General features: G+C 47.6%; 17 protein-coding genes and 1 tRNA gene. 8 read left to right on the forward strand and 10 right to left on the reverse strand.

The annotated features are described in order from the left end of the window. Positions 1-9: 9 nt before the first annotated feature. The 5 genes from H7F15_RS12690 (at position 10) to H7F15_RS12710 (ending at position 3,955) form a co-directional block, all read left to right on the forward strand. Positions 10-924, forward strand: a complete 915-nt coding sequence (locus H7F15_RS12690) for a ParB/RepB/Spo0J family partition protein (RefSeq protein ID WP_185197363.1) — start codon at positions 10-12, stop codon at positions 922-924. 9 nt (positions 925-933) lie between these two features. Then, positions 934-1,566: a DUF5683 domain-containing protein gene (locus H7F15_RS12695; RefSeq protein WP_185197364.1), complete on the forward strand. Its 633-nt coding sequence runs from the start codon at positions 934-936 to the stop codon at positions 1,564-1,566. Next, the gene (dapB, locus tag H7F15_RS12700; RefSeq protein ID WP_185197365.1) at positions 1,566-2,279 is read left to right on the forward strand and encodes a 4-hydroxy-tetrahydrodipicolinate reductase; all 714 of its coding nucleotides are present in this window, start codon (positions 1,566-1,568) and stop codon (positions 2,277-2,279) included. Before H7F15_RS12695 ends, dapB begins: the two co-directional genes overlap by 1 nt. 23 nt (positions 2,280-2,302) lie before the next feature. After that, positions 2,303-3,403, forward strand: a complete 1,101-nt coding sequence (gene lepB / locus H7F15_RS12705; RefSeq protein WP_185197366.1) for a signal peptidase I — start codon at positions 2,303-2,305, stop codon at positions 3,401-3,403. Positions 3,404-3,607: 204 nt separating this feature from the next. After that, the gene (locus H7F15_RS12710; RefSeq protein ID WP_185197367.1) at positions 3,608-3,955 is read left to right on the forward strand and encodes a DUF1622 domain-containing protein; all 348 of its coding nucleotides are present in this window, start codon (positions 3,608-3,610) and stop codon (positions 3,953-3,955) included. 50 nt (positions 3,956-4,005) lie between these two features. Here H7F15_RS12710 and ung read toward each other — a convergent pair whose 3' ends face one another. Further along, the gene (ung, locus tag H7F15_RS12715; RefSeq protein ID WP_185197368.1) at positions 4,006-4,668 is read right to left on the reverse strand and encodes a uracil-DNA glycosylase; all 663 of its coding nucleotides are present in this window, start codon (positions 4,666-4,668) and stop codon (positions 4,006-4,008) included. Positions 4,669-4,768: 100 nt separating this feature from the next. Between ung and apaG the strand changes: the two genes are divergently transcribed. Next, a complete protein-coding gene (gene apaG / locus H7F15_RS12720; protein WP_185197369.1) occupies positions 4,769-5,155 on the forward strand; it encodes a Co2+/Mg2+ efflux protein ApaG in 387 nt (128 codons plus the stop codon). 157 nt (positions 5,156-5,312) lie between these two features. Further along, positions 5,313-6,098, forward strand: a complete 786-nt coding sequence (locus tag H7F15_RS12725) for an O-methyltransferase (RefSeq protein WP_370523717.1) — start codon at positions 5,313-5,315, stop codon at positions 6,096-6,098. Between the two features lie 974 nt (positions 6,099-7,072). Here the strand turns inward: H7F15_RS12725 and kdsA are convergent. Further along, complete coding sequence (gene kdsA / locus H7F15_RS12730; RefSeq protein WP_185197370.1) at positions 7,073-7,882, reverse strand: 3-deoxy-8-phosphooctulonate synthase; 810 nt, start codon at positions 7,880-7,882, stop codon at positions 7,073-7,075. A gap of 124 nt (positions 7,883-8,006) precedes the next feature. Next, a complete protein-coding gene (locus tag H7F15_RS12735; RefSeq protein WP_185197371.1) occupies positions 8,007-8,594 on the reverse strand; it encodes a methyltransferase in 588 nt (195 codons plus the stop codon). Positions 8,595-8,689: 95 nt separating this feature from the next. Here H7F15_RS12735 and H7F15_RS12740 point away from each other — a divergent pair, with 95 nt between their 5' ends. Continuing rightward, positions 8,690-9,631: a hypothetical protein gene (locus H7F15_RS12740; RefSeq protein ID WP_185197372.1), complete on the forward strand. Its 942-nt coding sequence runs from the start codon at positions 8,690-8,692 to the stop codon at positions 9,629-9,631. Positions 9,632-9,804: 173 nt separating this feature from the next. On the opposite strand, the gene cphA is transcribed toward H7F15_RS12740, so the two are convergent. The 7 genes from cphA to H7F15_RS12775 form a co-directional block, all read right to left on the reverse strand. Further along, a complete protein-coding gene (cphA, locus tag H7F15_RS12745; RefSeq protein ID WP_185197373.1) occupies positions 9,805-12,432 on the reverse strand; it encodes a cyanophycin synthetase in 2,628 nt (875 codons plus the stop codon). 440 nt (positions 12,433-12,872) lie between these two features. Then, positions 12,873-12,943, reverse strand: a tRNA-Cys gene (locus tag H7F15_RS12750). A gap of 483 nt (positions 12,944-13,426) precedes the next feature. After that, positions 13,427-13,729 carry a hypothetical protein gene (locus H7F15_RS12755; protein ID WP_185197374.1) on the reverse strand — a complete coding sequence of 101 codons (303 nt, stop codon included), beginning with the start codon at positions 13,727-13,729 and terminating at the stop codon, positions 13,427-13,429. Positions 13,730-13,817: 88 nt separating this feature from the next. Next, complete coding sequence (locus tag H7F15_RS12760) at positions 13,818-14,495, reverse strand: hypothetical protein (RefSeq protein WP_185197375.1); 678 nt, start codon at positions 14,493-14,495, stop codon at positions 13,818-13,820. A gap of 245 nt (positions 14,496-14,740) precedes the next feature. Further along, positions 14,741-16,624, reverse strand: a complete 1,884-nt coding sequence (gene rpsA, locus H7F15_RS12765) for a 30S ribosomal protein S1 (RefSeq protein WP_185197376.1) — start codon at positions 16,622-16,624, stop codon at positions 14,741-14,743. A gap of 1,039 nt (positions 16,625-17,663) precedes the next feature. Continuing rightward, positions 17,664-18,167 carry an HNH endonuclease gene (locus tag H7F15_RS12770; RefSeq protein ID WP_185197377.1) on the reverse strand — a complete coding sequence of 168 codons (504 nt, stop codon included), beginning with the start codon at positions 18,165-18,167 and terminating at the stop codon, positions 17,664-17,666. A gap of 80 nt (positions 18,168-18,247) precedes the next feature. Continuing rightward, positions 18,248-19,027: an NlpC/P60 family protein gene (locus H7F15_RS12775; RefSeq protein ID WP_370523720.1), complete on the reverse strand. Its 780-nt coding sequence runs from the start codon at positions 19,025-19,027 to the stop codon at positions 18,248-18,250. Between the last annotated feature and the right edge of the window lie 63 nt (positions 19,028-19,090).

The raw sequence follows: 19,090 nt of genomic DNA on the forward strand, positions 1-19,090 counted from the left end.
TACCCTTACATGTCTGATAACACAAATAAAGCACCTAAACGCACAGGAGGCCTCGGCAGAGGCCTTGGCTCTCTTCTGGAGGGTAACAAGTACACAGGTAAAATTGATTCGAACACCATTAATGAAGTCAATACTATCGCAGATATAGCCATAGACCAGATACAGACGAACCCATACCAGCCGCGTACCCACTTCGATCAGGGCGCACTGGAAGAACTGGCGGAGTCTATCAAGATACAGGGCATTATTCAGCCTATTACCGTTCGTCAGCTCGACCAGAAAAGCTACCAGCTTATTTCGGGGGAGCGCCGTTACCAGGCGGCTAAAATGGCTGGCCTTACCACTATACCAGCCTACATTCGCAAGGCCGACGACCAGCAGATGCTGGAAATGGCCCTGATCGAGAACATTCAGCGTGAAAACCTGAACGCGATCGAGATTGCACTCTCCTACCAGCGCTTACTTTCGGAGTGTAGCCTGAAGCAGGAAGAACTGGGCGACCGTGTAGGTAAAAAGCGTACAACTGTAACAAACTACCTGCGCCTGCTCAAACTGCCACCAGATATCCAGATCGCCCTGCGCGATAACGTGATCTCGATGGGCCACGCGCGTGCGCTTATTAACATCGATACGGTTGAGAACCAGCTGGAAGTGTTCAAGAAAGTGGTTGCTGAAGAACTTTCGGTTCGTAAGGTGGAAGAGCTGGTGCGTAACCTGCAAAACGCTAACAAAAAGCCGGATCCGCAGCAGAAACTGCAGTTCAATAAATACGAGGATGAAATAAAGCAGGTAGAGACCCGTTTGTCTTCGCAGTTTGGTACTAAAATACAGGTGAAAGCAAACAACGACGGTAAAGGCGAGATCAAGATCCCGTTTGTATCTGTTGATGAGCTGAACCGTATTTTAGAGTTACTTAACTACTAACCCATCCGCATGAGGCTACTTGTCGGTATCGTTCTATTACTCAGCATGTTTTTACCTGGTGCTCCTGCCCGGGCGCAGGTAATTACGGCTGGTCCCGACTCAGTTATAGTTCCGGTACCCGATACAGCTGCCAGCGACAACAACTTTTTCCTGAGTAAGTGGAACAAGCCTGCCAAAGCGGCTTTATTCTCTGCTGTGGTGCCGGGCATGGGCCAGGCTTATAACAAAGCTTACTGGAAAATGCCGATCGTTTATGCCACCGGAGCGGTTTTAGCCTACTTCTGGATAGACAACCACACCAAATACAAGGATTTTGAGCAGGCGCTGCTTATACGCCTGGATGGTGATTCGACGACGGTAGATAAATTTGTAAACGAAGGGTACTACAGTGAGTCCCGGTCGAATGGAACGGCAAACCTGAAACGCGCCAAAGATTATTACCGCCGTAACCGCGACCTGACCATCCTCCTGTCAGTAGCTGCCTATGGCTTGCAGATCGCCGAAGCCTATGTGCACGCCCACATGAAGGAATTTGACATCAGCGATAACCTGGCTTTAAAAGTTCAGCCCAAAGTGATGTCCGTACCCACACAACTATCCTATACGCCGGGATTAAGCTTAACGCTATACACCAAAAAATAATGAGAATACTTTTGATCGGCTATGGCAAAATGGGTAAAACCATTGAGCAGATGGCCCTGGCCAAAGGCCATGAGATTGCCGGAACCGTAGACCACACCAACTCCGAAACCCTGCAAAACTATAGCGCTGCCAATGTAGATGTGGCCATTGAGTTTACGCACCCGGAGGCTGCTTTCGGAAATATTGCTTACTGCCTCAGCAACGGCATACCGGTTGTTTCGGGCTCTACAGGCTGGCTCGATAAGTTTGATGATGCCAGACAGCTTTGCGCAGACAACGATGGTGCCTTCTTTTATGCCTCCAACTTTAGCGTGGGCGTTAATTTGTTTTTCCACTTTAACGAGTATATTGCAGCTAAAATGCAGGCTTACAAGGCTTACAATGTAGGCATTCGCGAGATACATCACCTGCAGAAAGTGGACAAGCCAAGCGGCACCGGCATTACCACCGCCGAAGGTATACTGGCGCATTTCCCGGCACTGAGCGGCTGGGTGGCCGACCAGGAAACCGAAGGAAAACTGAACATTATTTCGGAACGTGAGCCCGATGTTGTTGGTACCCATATTGTTACCTATAGTTCAGAGGTTGATAAAATTGAACTGTCGCATGTAGCGCACAGCCGTGCCGGTTTTGCCGAAGGCGCCCTGATGGCCGCCGAATGGCTGAAAGACAAAAAAGGCGTTTACGGCATGAAAGACATGCTGAACCTGTAAAATATCATCATAGCTAACCCTGCATGAAAGTTAAGTTCTGGGAGAAAAAACCTGCTGCCAAGGCACCTAAAAAGAAGAAAAGCTTTGCCCGCGAGTGGGGCGATGCCATCCTGTTTGCCGTTGTGGCAGCCAGCCTTATCCGCTGGGCTACTTTTGAAGCTTATACCATCCCTACCCCATCCATGGAAAAGTCGTTGCTTGTCGGCGATTTCCTGTTTGTGAGCAAGCTGCATTATGGTCCGCGCACGCCTATTACGCCGCTGCAGGTTCCGCTTACCCACCAAACCATCTGGGGCACCAATATTCCGTCTTACTCTGATGCCATCCAGCTGAAATCGTACCGCTTACCGGGCTTTTCGGAAGTGAAGCGTGGCGATGTGGTAGTATTTAACTATCCGCCGGAAGAGCAGCACCCTGCTGACCTGCGCACCAACTATATCAAACGTTGCGTAGCCATTGCCGGCGATTCCATTGAAGTGCGCGACATGCAGGTACTTGTAAACGGCAAACCGATGGAGAACCCGGAAATGCTGCAGTATGAGTATTTTATGGCTACCTCCAAAGTACTGACGCAGGATTTCTTTCTGGACCGCGATATTACAGACGTGAGTGGCTGGGAAGGTGGTTTCAGGCTGCACACTACCCCGGAACGTGCCGCAGAGCTTGCCAAACTGGATTTTGTAAAAGAAGTAACGCTTGTAAAAGAACCAAAAGGCACTGAAAACACGCAGATCTTCCCGCATGTGCCGAGCCTGTATAAATGGAACATGGACTTTTTCGGGCCGCTTTATGTGCCGAAGGAAGGTGCTACTGTAGCTATAACACCAGAAACACTGCCACTTTACGAGACCGTGATCCTGAAATACGAGCACAACGATAATGCACGCGTAGAGGATGGCAAACTATACCTGGATGGCAAAGAAGTAAACCAGTATACCTTTAAGCAGAATTACTACTTTATGATGGGCGATAACCGCCACAACTCCGCCGACTCGCGTTTCTGGGGCTTTGTGCCCGAAGACCACATTGTTGGTAAAGCAGTAATGATCTGGATGTCGACAGACCCGTATGGCAGCTTCCTGAACAAAATACGCTGGAGCCGCATCTTCAATATCATCGAGTAAACAAACTATAGTTCCACTCCCCAAAAGCCAGGCCTCACCGTCTGGCTTTTGTTTTTTCACTGCCTCTCAGCTACTCTTCTACGCTACTGATAAACGGACACAAGCCTTAAGTCAGGCAGCTATAGTTCCTTTCATGGCTGAACGCAGCCCTGTCCCTGAATACTCGTATAGAGAGGCAAACGAAAAAGAAGCGAACCCTGCGTTATGGAAATAGTGCGTACCTACATCGAATATGTCGTCGCGATTATAGAGGCCATTGGTGTTATGATCATATCAGTGGGAGCTGCCATTGCGTTGGTCAGGTACCTGCTCCCCATGATGACCGGTAAAAAATACTACAAGGAACTGCGCCAGGACCTGGGCAAAGCTATTCTGCTGGGCCTGGAAATACTGGTGGCAGCCGACATCATTGCAACGGTATCTACCAAACCAGACCTGCAGGGCGTACTGATACTGGGCATGATCATTCTGATCAGAACGTTCCTGAGCATTTCGCTGCAGGTAGAGCTGGAAGGTAAGTTCCCGTGGAAAAACAAAGACCCCGAACTATAGCCGGTATAAAACATTACCAACTATAGCCCGGGGCCTCACCAAACTATAGGTTACCAGTCTATCGGTTCTTTGCCATGTGCCACCAGATAGGCATTAGCTTTACTGAAGTGCCGATTCCCGAAAAAGCCACGGTCGGCGGCAAACGGCGATGGATGCGCCGACTCTAATATTAAGTGTTTGCTGGCATCTATAAAAGCGCCCTTTTTCTGGGCATAGGCTCCCCAAAGCATAAATACCACATGTTCCTTCAGGTCGTTCACTTTCTGTACTACGGCATCGGTAAACTGCTCCCAGCCTTTTTTCTGGTGCGAGCCCGCCTGCCCTGCCCGTACGGTAAGTGTTGCATTTAATAGCAGAACCCCCTGCTCCGCCCAACGCTCCAGGTTGCCTGTCGGGGGCAGGTCTTTGCCCAAGTCGCTTTTAATCTCCTTAAAAATGTTTTGCAGCGAAGGCGGCGTGCGCACATGGTCGCTTACCGAAAAAGCCAGTCCGTTTGCCTGGTTCGGGCCATGGTACGGGTCCTGACCAAGTATCACTACTTTCACTTCATCGAAGGGGCACATTTTAAAAGCATTAAAGATCTGGTTCCCCGGTGGATAAACTTTTTGGGAATTGTATTCGTCTTTAACAAAAGCGACAAGGTTTTTGAAATATGGCTTTTCAAATTCATCTTGCAGCACATTTTGCCAGCTTTCTTCTATCTTTACATTCATATTGATGGAGTGAAGGAGTGTGAATTTTACCGGAAACTTAGCTAAAAGCAATAACTCTTTTACGCTTCAGCAGTTTCTAATATACAATAATCTCTGTAACATGGATACAAAAACGACAGAAGGAGTGAAAGTAACAGTCACCACCAACTACCTTCCAGATTATTCCAGTCCGGTACAGCAGCACTATGTATTTGCCTATAAGATTACCATAGAAAATAACAGCGAGTTTACCGTTAAATTACTGCGCCGCCACTGGTACATACACGATGCCACCGGCTCGGTGCGCGAAGTGGAAGGAGAAGGCGTAGTAGGCCAGCAACCTACACTGGAGCCCGGCGAATCGCATGAGTACGTATCGGGGTGCAACCTGAAAACCGGGGTAGGCAAAATGCACGGCACCTACCTGATGGAACGCCTGGTAGATGGCAAGCAATTCCATGCTACTATACCTGAATTCACCCTGATCGTGCCTTATAAGTTAAATTGATTGTTAAATTGTTTGATGGTTAAATGATTAAATTGCTGACGAACTTATTCTTTAAATCCTCTGTGATCGCTTAGTCCAAAAGATTTACTATACAGTATTTAAACTACATTACTGTACAACTAACAATACAACCATTTAGCAATTCAACAATTAAATCGTGTCCCTCATTCGCCAGGCTATAGATTACCTGCTTTACAGAGCAAGAGCGTTTAAGCTGCATGGCGTGCACTCCCCTTTCGTGTTCGACCTGTACCATCAGGTCATCCTGCACGACGGCACTTATTATGCTTTTCCGCGGGTAGAGGCTATACGGCAGGAGCTGCTGGCAGACACCACAACTATAGCCGTAACAGATTTTGGCGCCGGCTCTAAAAAGCTGAACTATAGCACCCGGAAAGTAGCCGATATTGCCCGTACCTCGCTTAAACCGGCAAAATATGGACAGTTACTCTTCAGGCTTGTCAACCATTTTCAGCCGAAGGTTGTGTTTGAGCTGGGCACCTCGCTTGGCATTACCACAGCCTATTTAGCTGAGGCTGCTAAAAATGCGCGGGTTTATACTTTTGAAGGATGCCCTAACATTGCAAAGATGGCAGCGCAGAACTTTGAAAGCCTGCAATTGCAGAACATTACCCAGATAACGGGCAACCTGGACGAAACCCTGCAGTCACAACTACAGCACATCCCGCAACTTGACTTCGCCTTTCTGGACGGCAATCACCGCTACGAACCAACAATGCGCTACTTTGAGCAATGCCTGGCAAAAGCACATGAGCACAGCGTATTCGTAGTGGATGATATATACTGGTCTGCAGAGATGAAACGCGCCTGGCAGGAAATCAAAAAGCACCCGCAGGTAGGGCAAACGGTCGATCTGTACTTTGTAGGCCTGGTCTTTTTCCGGACAAAGCAGCCAAAAGAGCATTTTACGCTGAAGTTTTAGACGAAGGAGATTTCTGACAAAGGACAAAGAACTATAGTTTTATAGTTAGCCAACACACCCCTAACCCTCTCAAGAGGGGAATTGCTGCTGTTGCTATAGTTCTATTACAGTTTTATAGTTACAGTTGGTCCAACCACCCCTACCCCTCCTTATCCAAGGAGGGGAACTCTGATACTGCTATAGTTGAACTTATAGTTCTATAGTTGCTGCTTTAACACCCCTGAAGTCCCCTCAAGGGGACAGTCTCCGTCTTGCTATAGTTTGATTCATAGTTCTATAGTTACAGACTAAGAACAGGACAGGTTTACCTGTTCCCTACGGAAATACAACCACGAGAAAAGATGATCTGCCCTAACCAAGAGCAAATACAGCAACTATAGCTAATACTATGGCTATCGAACTGTTATCAGTCTTTGGGTTGAGCGCCTTGTAGATTTCTGGTGCTGAAAGCATTGCGAGGCACGAGCAAAGGAAATGTACACCGCGCGATGCCCGAAGACGGGGCCTCCCGGCCTCAGAGGGAGCCAACGAGACTATAAAACTATAGGCTCTTAAAGCTCCCAGGATTACATGTAGCTATGAAAGAAAAGGCTTGGTTCCAGCAGTAGGCAATGTCAACTATAGCATCAGACACTAGCAGGAGCTGCGCACGCTGCTAGGTCTTCACAAACTATAGTTTGAGATAGATTTCTCGCTATACTCGAGATGACAACAGGGAAGGGATGGCCTTTTGACAACTTCAGCAAGCGCTATTAGAAAGCCTGTTCCTCTCGGGCCAGTTGAGTCTGGAGACTCGACAACAACTTTAGACACGAGCGGGACACTCGCACCGGCAACGGCCGGGAATTAACAACTATAGCGAATGAAACGATGCCATGAACCCTCTCAAAAAGAAAATCTGAACTCTAACTATAAAACAAAAAGGACAAAAAACCGAAGCCTTTTGTCCTTTGTCAGTAAGTCTATAGTCCAGCTTAGCTTACCGCCTGTCTGATCCTGATCAGTTTCTGCATCAGTGCTTCCAGTTGGTCTAAAGGCAGCATGTTGGCTCCGTCAGATTTAGCGATGCTTGGTTGTGGATGTGTTTCGATGAACAGGCCGTCGGCTCCTACCGCAATGGCTGCTTTAGCTATTGTTTCGATTAGTGCTGGCTTCCCACCAGTAACACCGGAGCTTTGGTTCGGCTGCTGCAGCGAGTGCGTCACGTCCATTACCACCGGTACGCCGGTTGCCTGCATTTCAGGCAGGTTACGGAAATCCACTACCAGGTCAGAATAGCCGAAGCTGTTGCCGCGGTCGGTCAGTATCACCTTCTCGTTTCCGGATTCGCGCACTTTATCAACAGCAAAACGCATGGCTTCCCCAGACAGGAACTGGCCTTTTTTAATGTTCACCACTTTTCCGGTTTTGGCAGCTGCCACTAACAGATCTGTCTGGCGGCACAGGAAGGCCGGAATCTGTAGCACGTCCACGTACTCGGCGGCCATAGCGGCTTCGTTGGCTTCGTGTATATCGGTAACAGTAGGCACATCAAAGGCCTGGCTTACTTTCTGTAAGATGCGCAGCGCTTTTTCGTCGCCGATGCCGGTAAAGGAGTCCAGGCGGGAACGGTTAGCTTTGCGGTAAGAACCCTTAAATATCCACGGAATCTGCAGCCGGTCGGTAATGTCTTTCAGACGCTCAGCAATCTGCATGGCCATTTCTTCGCCTTCTATCGCGCAGGGGCCGGCCATCAAAAAGAAGTTTCTGCTATCGGTATGTTTTAATTTTGGTATCTCGAACATGGTATCTATAGTTTATAGTTGCCTTCGGCACAACAAAGGTAGGCGAACTATAGTTAATTATGAATTAGGAATTAGGAATTATGAATGGGCATGTAGATTATAGGGCTGATTTATAGTTTGTAACCTACTTCTTCTGCAGGTTAATGAACAGCTCCCGTCCCTGTCTTGGCGGAATAGAATTATAGGCCCGCTCAAAATGGCGGAAATGGAAATAAGGCGCAAAATAAGCCCGGTACTCTTCTGCCGACCCACCAAACGGCGGGCCGTCGTGCTCAAAAGTAGTATCGAAAAGCAGGCCGACCAACCGGCCGCCCGGCACTAACAGTTCGGCACACTTGCGGGCGTAGGCGGCGCGCAGGTCCGGGTTCAGGGCACAGAAAAAGGTCTGTTCCACTATCAGATCGTACTGCCCCTGCAGGTCGAAGAAGTTTTGCAGCAACAGGTGGTCCTTCGGGAAATCCTTCACCCTTTCCGAGAAATTCTCCAGCGGGGCGGGCGCCACATCGGCTACATACACTTGCGTAAAGCCCTGGTTAAAGAGGTATTCGGCTTCGTAAGCGTTGCCACAACCCGGTATCAGTATGCGCAGGTCTTTGTTTTGCAGCTGGTCAAAATAAGCTTTTAACGGTGTCGTTATGCCTTGTGTATCCCAGCCGGTCTGGTTGCTGAGGTAGCGCTCCTGCCAGTACGCTGCGTTAAAATCTTGTTTCATGAGATTGAGAAATATAATGCAAAAGTCTTATATTTGATTCTTATACGTGCACACCCTTCGTGCAAAATCTGCTTTAAAATAACTATAACATACGTATGTCAACGAACACACCTGAGAACAGAGGCAACAAAAAGCTTTTAATTGTAGGTTTCATCGTTATCCTGACCAGTATAAACGGTATTCTGCTTTACATGAACTATCAGAAAAAAGAGAAGAACGAGGAGCAGGAAGAGATCATCAGGGTTAAGGATGTAGAACTGGAAAACCAGATAAAAGTTTACGAAGCCCTGAAAGCTGATTTCGAGCGCCAGAGCCAGGAACTACAGGCCATGGGCCTCGAGAACGACTCGCTGGAGTCTCAGATTGCCGCCATAAACGCCGACCTGAATAAGCTGCGTGGTTTCCGGACGAGCAGCTACAGCCTGGCCGACCAGCGCAAATTCCGTGACAGAGCACAGGCTTTTGAGAAGCAACTGATCGAGAAAGACCGTGAAATTGCCAAACTGAAAGAAGACAACGAAGTGCTGTTTACCGAGAACACGACGCTTAAAACTACGCAGAACAAACTATCGGACAGCCTGACCACCATGAAGTCCAGCAACCAGGACCTGACCGAGAAAGTGAAACTGGCCTCCCGCCTCGAAGCCAAGAACATCAGCGTAAACATTATTAACCAGCGCGGCAAAGAGAAAGACGACAACGACAATGAGTACCGCGCCAAAACAGTTGATAAGATAAAGGTCGGCTTTAACCTGGGCCAGAACGATGTGGCGCCGAAAGAGCCTAAAACTATTTACATGCGCCTGATAGAGCCGGATGGCGCTGCGCTGTACAACCTGGCTATGGGTTCTGGTACGTTCCAGATAGATGGTGAAGACATGTACTATACCGCCAAGCGTGACATCGTATTCGACAACACCCAGCAGCAGGTAAGCTTTACTTATGATAAGAACGCGGCTTACAAAAAAGGCCAGCATACGATAGAACTATACGCCGATGGCTTCCTGATCGGGAGAACGAGCTTTGTTCTGAAATAACAAATAACCTATAGTTACCGAAGGAGCCTCTGCTTATGCAGGGGCTTTTTTATGCCTTCCTTTCTGTATGGCTTTGCAACTATAGTTTATAGTCTGGCCATAAAAAAGCCCTTCCTCTACGGAAAGGGCCTTAGTCCATCGTTCACAAGTAAAAGTCTGAGGTAATGCTATCATTACTCGACCAGCATTTTGCGGTCCTGTATCACTTTAAAATGCTCCACCATCTTCACCGATTCGGTTATGTCTTCGGTAAATACGGCTATAAAAGAGTCGGGCTTCGCATGTTCCAGGGCATAGGCAATGGCCCGCATTTCTTCCGGTATCAGGCTCACTTTCCTGGAGGAGTCGGCATCTTCGATGCCCTGCAGGATAGGCCCCGTAATTTCGTCCGGCTTTTTGCCGCGCAGGTCGCTGTCCAGCCGCACAATGATCTCGTCAAATATGTGTGCAGCGGCAAAGCCTAAGTCGTAAAAATCCTCGGTGCGGCGGTCGCCTACCCCGGCAATGATGCCTACCTTCCAGCTGCTTTCCTGGCTGTTTATAAAGTCACCTACTGCTTTCAGGCCACCCACGTTATGGGCATAATCTACCAGCACCTCAAAATGCGGAAACCTGAACAGGTTCATACGGCCCGGTGTTTTGGCCGGCGAAGGAATGAAGGTGCGCAGCGCCGTTTTAATATCCTCGATCTCGAAATGCGAAATATAGCCAGCCAGTGTAGCGGCCAGTATGTTCTCGATGTTGAACCTGGCACGGCCCCCAAAGGTAAGCGGCACATCGCCAACGCGGTCAACACGCAGTTTATAGCTGTTTTTAAAGATGGAGATGTAGCCGTTCTCGAACACGGCAGCCAGGCCACCTTTGGCAATATGCTTCAGAATGCGCGGGTTGCTCTCATCCATACTGAATAAGGCTACCTTGCACTGCAGGCCATCTGCCATGGCATACACCAGATCGTCGTCCGCATTTAATACCGCATAGCCGTCAGGCCTTACACTTTTCGGGATAACGGCTTTTACCTGGGCCAGTTCTTCCAGCGTATGAATATCGCGCAGCCCTAAGTGGTCGGCACTTACGTTGGTAACAATTCCTATATCGCATTGCTGGAAACCTAAGCCGGAACGCAACAAGCCTCCGCGGGCGCATTCCAGCACAGCAAAGTTTACAGTCGGGTCTTTCAGCACAAACTCGGCACTATAGCTGCCTGTAGTATCGCCTTTCACCAATAGTTTATCCTGTATATAAATGCCATCGGTGGTGGTATAACCCACCTGGTACCCTTTGTGCTTCACCATGTGCGCTATCAGGCGGGTGGTAGTGGTTTTACCGTTAGTGCCCGTAACAGCAATGATCGGGATGCGGGCCGGCTGCCCGTGCGGGAACAGCATATCAACTACCGGCTCGGCCACGTTGCGCGGCAAACCAAAAGTTGGCGAAATGTGCATCCTGAAACCAGGCGCCGCATTTACTTCCAGCACTGCACCGCGGGCCTCGTTCAGCGGAATGGCAATATCGGTGGTCATCACATCTATACCGCAAACATCCAGCCCTACAATGCCTGCAATACGCTCTGCCATCAGGATATTGTAAGGATCTACCAGGTCGGTTACGTCGGTAGCGGTGCCGCCGGTGCTGATGTTGGCTGTGCTTTTCAGGTATATCTCCTGCCCTGCCGGCACCACTGACTGCGTTGTGAGGCCCATTTGTTTCAGCAGCGCTTTGGTATGGCTGTCAATCTTTATTTTGGTAAGCACTTTTTCGTGCCCGATGCCACGGCGCGGATCCTTGTTCTCTTTATCGATGAGCTGCTTTATAGTTGATACGCCATCGCCTACCACCATGGCCGGTGTGCGTTTGGCGGCGGCCACAAACTTGCCGTTTATAACCAGCAGCCTGAAGTCGTAGCCGGTAATGTACTGCTCTACAATAACGCCCGACGAGTATTTTTGAGCCTCTGTAAAGCCTTTTCTGGCATCGTTGAGGTTTGTGATGTTGATGGATGCGCCTTTGCCGTGGTGTCCGTCCAGGGGCTTTGTAACGATCGGGAAGCCCAGCCAGGTAATAGCCCGCCGTAGTTCCTCCTGCGAATAAACAGTCGTGCCCTGCGGCACTGGTATTCCGGCATCTTTCAGCAGGTCTTTTGTAGCATTTTTATCACCGGCAATCTCTACTGCAAAACACGCTGTGCGGCACGTCAGGGTGGCCTGTATGCGCTTCTGGTGCTTGCCATACCCCAGCTGTATCAGCGAATGCCTGTCGAGACGGATGTAGGGAATGCCCCGGCTAACCGCCTCCGAAACTATAGCATAGGTGCTTGGCCCGAAGTATTCGTCTTCGCGTATCTGGTGCAGACGGTCCAGGTCATCCCACAGGCGATACTTTTCTCCTTTCACCAGGGCTTCGGTAATGCGCACGGCGGCATAGGCGGCATACTCACCGGCACGCTCTTCCTGGTACGAAAAAATAACGTATAGTTCATCCTCTTCGCGGGTAGGGTAACAACGGCCAAAACCGCTGTCCATGCCAGCCATTGTCTGCAGTTCCAGGGCGATGTGCTGTACTACATGCCCAAAGCTGGTGCCCTCTTCTACGGACCTGAAAAAGCCCCCTTCCACGCCCTCGGATGCCCGGTGGCTGATCATGCCCGGAAACATGCGCTGAAGGCGGTTATAAAAGTTCGGAATATCGCTGGTAAGTTTCTGGCTCAGATCTTCCAGGGCCAGTTTCAATACAATAATTTTCGGATGCTTTACAGACCAGTAATTTGGTCCGCGCATTACGCGCAGGTCTACTATTTTCATATAATGGTACTCGTAAGCTTATTGTTTGTTCTGATGGTAGAGGATACAGGGTTTAACTATTTATACATTACGGTGAACTGCAGGAGCTTCTGTTGTTAAGAAGTAGCGGTTCCGGTTTTTTTGGTACATGTAGTCTGTTGTTGTTGGCAGGAATGCCGGTTTCAGGGATATGCTGAGTACGCAATCGGGGTGCAAAAGATTAGCACTTGTGCAAAATCTGAGATCCATTTTTGCTATATAAAGGTAAGTAACAGAGTATGAGCGGCATATTTATACAGGATGCTATAGTTGCCGGAAGTGCCTGCGCAAAACTACAGACCAAGCTATAGTTTTATAGTTGGTGTTATCCTGTTGGGTCGGGTTGGTGTTTGGTAGCTTGGGAAGGTATGGCTGGTAAAGCAAAAGCCCCGGCTGCTGGTGGCAACCGGGGCTTTAGTAAGAGGTAACGAGCGGATTCGAACCGCTGTAGCAGCTTTTGCAGAGCTGAGCCTAGCCACTCGGCCACGTTACCGTGATTGGGAGTGCAAATATACAAAGCTGTGTATACTTGTCAAACTATAGAAGGTTATTTTTTGGCGACAAATAATTTACAAACCATAACTACCTGTGTATGAACTATACTTTTTTGGTCTGCGTCGGGATTATAGTTTATAGTTTGTTAGGATGGGGGACGACGAACTGATGTAGACGATGTGCGATGCATATCTGAGTATGAGGGCTGCACGTGGTTGGGCAATGTATTTTAATGCACACTTTCTTTCAATACTTTTCTATGGCCATTTGAAATGTAGCTGTAAAAGTTTCTGTCTATTTCTTTTAACTTATGCAGTTGAGTCGGAATAGTATGTTTTGGGTGTGGGCCACCGAATAGAAAATAGAAAAATGATTCTATCTCCTTGGGTTTCTTTGCCTTTAACATTTGGTAAGTTAAATCCACGTTTTCCATGACAAGAGGCTCCAAGCTGTGTTGCAGTTGACTAACTGCGTCAGCTTCCTATTTCCCGTTTATCCCTATTTTTATTGCCTTATTTATTTTCTCTTTCTTTGATACCTTGTCAAGAGCAAAGAATCTGGATATGTAGTCAAACGATTCTTCATACAACGGGCCAGGCTTATCTTCAACATAACCAAATATACTTTCAAATGTCCGAAAGTCGCTTGGGAAAAGGTTTAGGTATAGAATCTGGTTTTCTTTAGTATCAGCTCTTTTTAAGTTATTGAAGGATGACTCCAGTTTTTGAGTGTTTGAACCTTGAAAAAGTAAAACTGTTGACAATAACAATAAGAGAGTTTTCATAATTTATATTTTGACCAACGTTTCGTATATAGCTTGTGCGAGGCGTAACCGAAGCATAGGGTATAAACTGTGTTGAGTAGAGTTATTTTTATTTCATTCTATACTTCTTTGACCACTCATCCACGCTTAGCGGCTTTGATTCGTTATTCGGGAAAGTGGCTTTTATGTATTGGTACTGTTCCTGTGTCAGGAAAACAGCTTCTCCGTCGTTACCGCCAGACATCAGGTATAGCCGTTCTGGTGATTTGCTTCTGCTTAATATGTCATTCACCATTTCAGCGTACCGTTTCGCTGCTACACCCCAAGAGATTGCACTTCCTTGGTCGTTTCTGAAGATGACATACTCTTTGCCGTTCAACCAAATAATGTGGTTCAGTCCACCGCTTTGAGAGTATTCTTCTATTTCATTTTCTACCTTCAGATTTACATTCAGCTTCTTAAAGGTCCTTTCCATATCGGAGAGGTAACTTCTAAAACCACCTTCTTCATACAAGGTCTCTCCGTCAAGCCCATATAGCCTGTAATCTGCTGATTGATACTTAGGCATTTCATAAGTCGTCACAAGTGCGCCATGTGTGGCGTAGCCTTCGGCAAGTGCTTTTTTTAATTCAGCTACTTTGCTTGATTGAGCATACTTGAAGTAACCAAGCGACTCAAGTTTTTGAACAACTTCTTTGCCTGAAGGCTTTTTCTGAAAAATGCTTTTGAAACTAAACAGCATGACTATTGAAGAAAGGCATAGGGTGAATAGTAGGACCTTTTTCATTGATTACAATTTTACTCAACTATATTATAAACCAAAACATAAGTTTATCTGCACTATGTACGTAATACTTGCTGCATGCTTTCGCGAATAGATACTGTATAGTTGTCAGCTAATATAACTATAAATCGGATAGTGTTCTGTAATCCACAGAAGAAACTATAACACTTATAAATCCATTAAACTATAGCCAAAACAAAAAGGCCCCGGATTGCTCCGGGGCCTTTCGTTATGTAACAAGCCTATTACTAAGCGTTGTTCTCTTCTTCAGAAGCTTCTTCGTCAGAACCTTTTGCTTTTTTAGCAGCAGCTTCTAACTTTTTAACGCCAGCTTCTTTCTCGTTCTCCATCATCTGCTCTTTCAGGGCAGAAAGGGCATCCAGGTCACCAAGCGTTGACTTGTTCTCGGCTTCTTTCGGAGCCTTAGGAGCTTTCTCTTTCTTCTCACCGGCAGCAGCTGGAGCTTTTTTGGTAGCTTTAGCTACACGGGCAGCATCTGCGCTCTCAGTGTGCGTAGCAGTATGAGAAAGGATGATCTTACGATCGTCTTTAGAGAACTCAGTTACTTTGAAATCAAGCGTTTCGCCAGCTTCAACCTGAGAACCATCTTCTTTTGCTAAGCCTTTAGGGAAAGCGAAACCTTCGATACCGTATGGTAACTCAAGTACAGCACCACGCTCAGATTTCTCCAGCACAGTAGCTTTGTGTACTGAACCTACGTTGAATACAGACTCAAACGTATCCCAAGGGTTCTCCTCAAGCTGCTTGTGACCCAGCGCAAGTCTTCTGTTAGGAACATCCAGCTCCAGAACAACTACATCCAGGTTATCACCAACTTTTACGAACTCAGATGGGTGCTTAATCTTCTTAGTCCAGGAAAGATCAGAAACGTGTACCAGACCGTCAACACCTTCTTCCAGCTCCAGGAACAGACCGAAGTTTGTCAGGTTACGAACTACGCCAGTGTGCTTAGTGCCTACTGCATATTTCGTTAACACATCTTCTTTTGTCCAAGGATCTTCAGTAAGCTGCTTAATGCCCAGAGACATTTTGCGCTCTTCTCTGTCCAGAGTCAATACAACTGCCTCAACCTCGTCGCCTTGCTTAATGAAGTCTTGTGGGTTGCGCAGGTGCTGAGACCATGACATTTCAGAAACGTGGATAAGACCTTCAACACCTGGCATAAGCTCCAGGAACGCGCCGTAATCAGCTACGTTAACGATCTTACCTTTAACTCTTGAACCAACTTCAACCTCAGCAGGAAGTGCATCCCACGGATGTGGCGTAAGCTGCTTCATACCCAGAGAGATACGCTTCTTATCTTCATCAAAGTCAAGAACTACAATCTGTACTTTCTGGTCAAGCTGCAATACTTCTTCCGGGTGGTTGATACGGCCCCATGAAATATCTGTAATGTGAAGCAGGCCGTCTACGCCACCAAGGTCGATGAACACACCGAAGTTTGTCATGTTCTTGATAACGCCTTCCAGAACCTGACCTTTTTCCAGGTTGTTCAGGATGGCTGCACGCTGCTGCTCCAGGTCTTTCTCGATAAGTACTTTGTGAGATACAACCACGTTGTCGAAAGCGGCGTTGATTTTCACAACTTTCACTTCCATTTTCTTACCTACAAACACATCGAAGTCGCGGATAGGCTTAACGTCGATCTGAGAACCTGGCAAGAACGCTTCAACACCGTAAAGGTCCATGATAAGACCACCTTTGGTTCTTCTCTTAACGATACCTTCCAGAATGTTGTCATTCTCAAGTGCATCGTAGATTTTAGCCCAGGCAGAAACGATTTTCGCCTTCTTGCGAGACAAGATAAGCTGACCGTTTGGATCTTCCTGGTCTTCGATAAATACTTCAACTTCGTCACCGATTTTCAGATCAGGCATGTCTCTGAATTCTGAAGTAGCAACCAAGCCGTCAGATTTGAAACCGATGTTCAGGATCACATCACGATCAGTGATACCAACCACAGTTCCTTTAACAACCTCCTGCTCCTGTACGGTAGTCAGGGTGTCGTCATACATTTTTTCCATTTCGGCTTTCTCTTCTTTGCTGTAGCCGCCGCCGAAACCTTGAGACTCAAACTTGTCCCAATCGAAATTTTCTGGAGAATTACTCATATTGTTCTGTTGCTCTGGAGAAGCCACCGGCTTAGAGCAATGGGCCGGTTTGGTTTAGTTTTACATTTCCCTGTAGTTCAGGGCTCATCCACCCGGATGAAAGCGCAAAAGTAAAACTTTTTCAGTTGAAAAACCAATGCTTACAAGGGAAAGTGTAAAGTAATGTAGCAAAGGGGGTTAAGTGTTTAGTTGATGGTTGTTGGTTGTTGGTTGTTGGTTGGAGGTTGTTGGATTGTTGTCTGAATCAGGATTTGCAGGATTAGTGGATTTTTAGGATTTGGGTTTTGCTCTAGTTTGAGCCATAGTTTTATAGTTGCTGCAGTACATTTCAATGTTAAATTTCACTGGCGCGAGTCTCCAGACTCGTGACTTTTTATGACGTTGAGTCTCCCGACTCAACTGGCCCGACAGGGACAGGAATGGCAAAGGCGGTCGCTATAGTTTCATGTTTACGGTCAGTCATCCCCCTGCCCCCTTCAAAGGGGGACTTTTCTGCTACTGCTATAGTTAGCAGCTATAGTTTTATAGTTTCCGTGGTCCAACCACCCCAACCCCTCAGAGCTACGCTCGCTACTTACGAAATCGCTTCTAAGTAGTCTAAGGCGGGGAGCTTTTCTGTTCCTGCTATAGTTTAGCCGCTATAGTTGGTGGCTATAGTTCCGATCAGCATTAACCACTTCGCTGTTTCGGACATCCGTGTACGAAACCCACCTGCTGCGGACGTCCACGTCTGCGTAATACCCGTAGCTATAGTTGGGAAAACAGGTAATCTCTGGTAGCCTTAAATCCGGAAACGGAAGTCAGTCTGAGCAAACTATAGTTGCGGTTATAAGGCTATAGTTGCAGCTATAGTTCGGACTGGTTTTATAGTTTGGGGTCCGTATAACAGGCACATAACAAGCACCTCGTCAGTCTCAATCTCAAAACCCCTGTTTATACTTTTTACTTATAGCTACACTTTAGTTAATCAAACTATAACTGCTGATTAACTGTAGTTTATATAGTAGAAACTAAATATTTTAGCACAGCTATAGTTACACTATTCCTTCACACCAAGGTACATTCCCCAGTCCTGGTTGGCTGGTGTTAGCTGCATTTTCAGGAAATACTGGAGCGAGGGCCTGATGGGTTTTCGAAGTAGTTTAAGACCAGCCTCCTCGGGGGTGCGGTCGCCTTTGCGGGTGTTGCAGCGCGAGCAGGCCGTCACCAGATTCAGCCAGTTGGTCTCCCCTCCCCTGCTTCGGGGCAGCAGGTGGTCCAGGGTCAGGTTGCGGGCGTTGCCACAATACTGGCAGGTATAGTTGTCGCGGCGCATAATGTTATGGCGGCTCAGGGCAATGCCGTGGTAAGGCACATGCACATAGCGCTGCAACCGGATAACCGACGGCACAGGAAACGTTGTAGAAACGGTACGGAGAGATTCAATTTCCGACTTCGTTACCATCTCGGCTTTGTCGAGGTAAACGAGCAGGAAAGCTTTGTAAATAGAACAGACAGCAATGGCACTGAAGTCCTGGTTCAGGATGAGAACTTTATCTTTCATGGGGAGCACAGTAAACTATAACATAAGCTTCTACGGAAAAAACCGGTCGCCTACGGTGCCAGCACCCAGAAAATTAAGTTCTAAGCTGCAAAAATACGCTTGATAATGCGGAGCTTATGGGAATAACGCTTGCGGGCTGCGTTGTAAATGCCGTTGTGGTCCAGGGTATCAATGCGCACTTCGCCGCTGGCATGCATGATCTTCTGGTCCTCCAACACAATGCCTACATGGATGATACGACCTTCCTCATTATCGAAAAAGGCCAGATCGCCGGGCTGTGTCTGGTTCACAAAATGTACCTCCTGGCCAGCTGAAACCTGCTGATAGGCATCGCGCGGCAGCTGCACGCCGCAAATACCATATACCTGCTGCGCAAAACCAGAGCAATCAATCCCGAACACTGATTTACCGCCCCACAGGTAAGGCGCTTTCATAAAGTTATGGGCTACTTTTACCAGCTGCGCTATAGTTGCTTCGGTTTCCGGATTAGAGGCGCGACCGCTATAGTGGTACACCTGCTCCCCGATACGCACATTCATGCCATCAAAAAACGGCAGATACGCGCCAATGCCTACCGGAATACGCTCGTCAGCATTACTGATAACCTGCACCAGGTCCATCGTACGCGGGTGTTGCGCCTGCTTCCATTCTTGGTAGTACTCTCTCGAAATCGGTGTATGCTGGTTCTGGTCTATCCAAGCCTGGTAGCCATCGGTAGCCAACTGTATGCGCACCCATTTCTCCTGGCGGCTGATGATCTCATAGCACTCCCCAAAAAGCACCTGCGTTACCAGTTCGGCTCTGTTAGATGGTTCGGCGCGCATCGGCACCAGGCTCAGCATACTTATTCCGTAGTCCACGACTTTTGAATTATGAATTAAAAATTATGAATTATGAATGGGAGGTAATTTATAGTTTATCCC

This window comes from Pontibacter sp. Tf4, assembly GCF_014212495.1.
Taxonomy (GTDB): Bacteria; Bacteroidota; Bacteroidia; order Cytophagales; family Hymenobacteraceae; genus Pontibacter.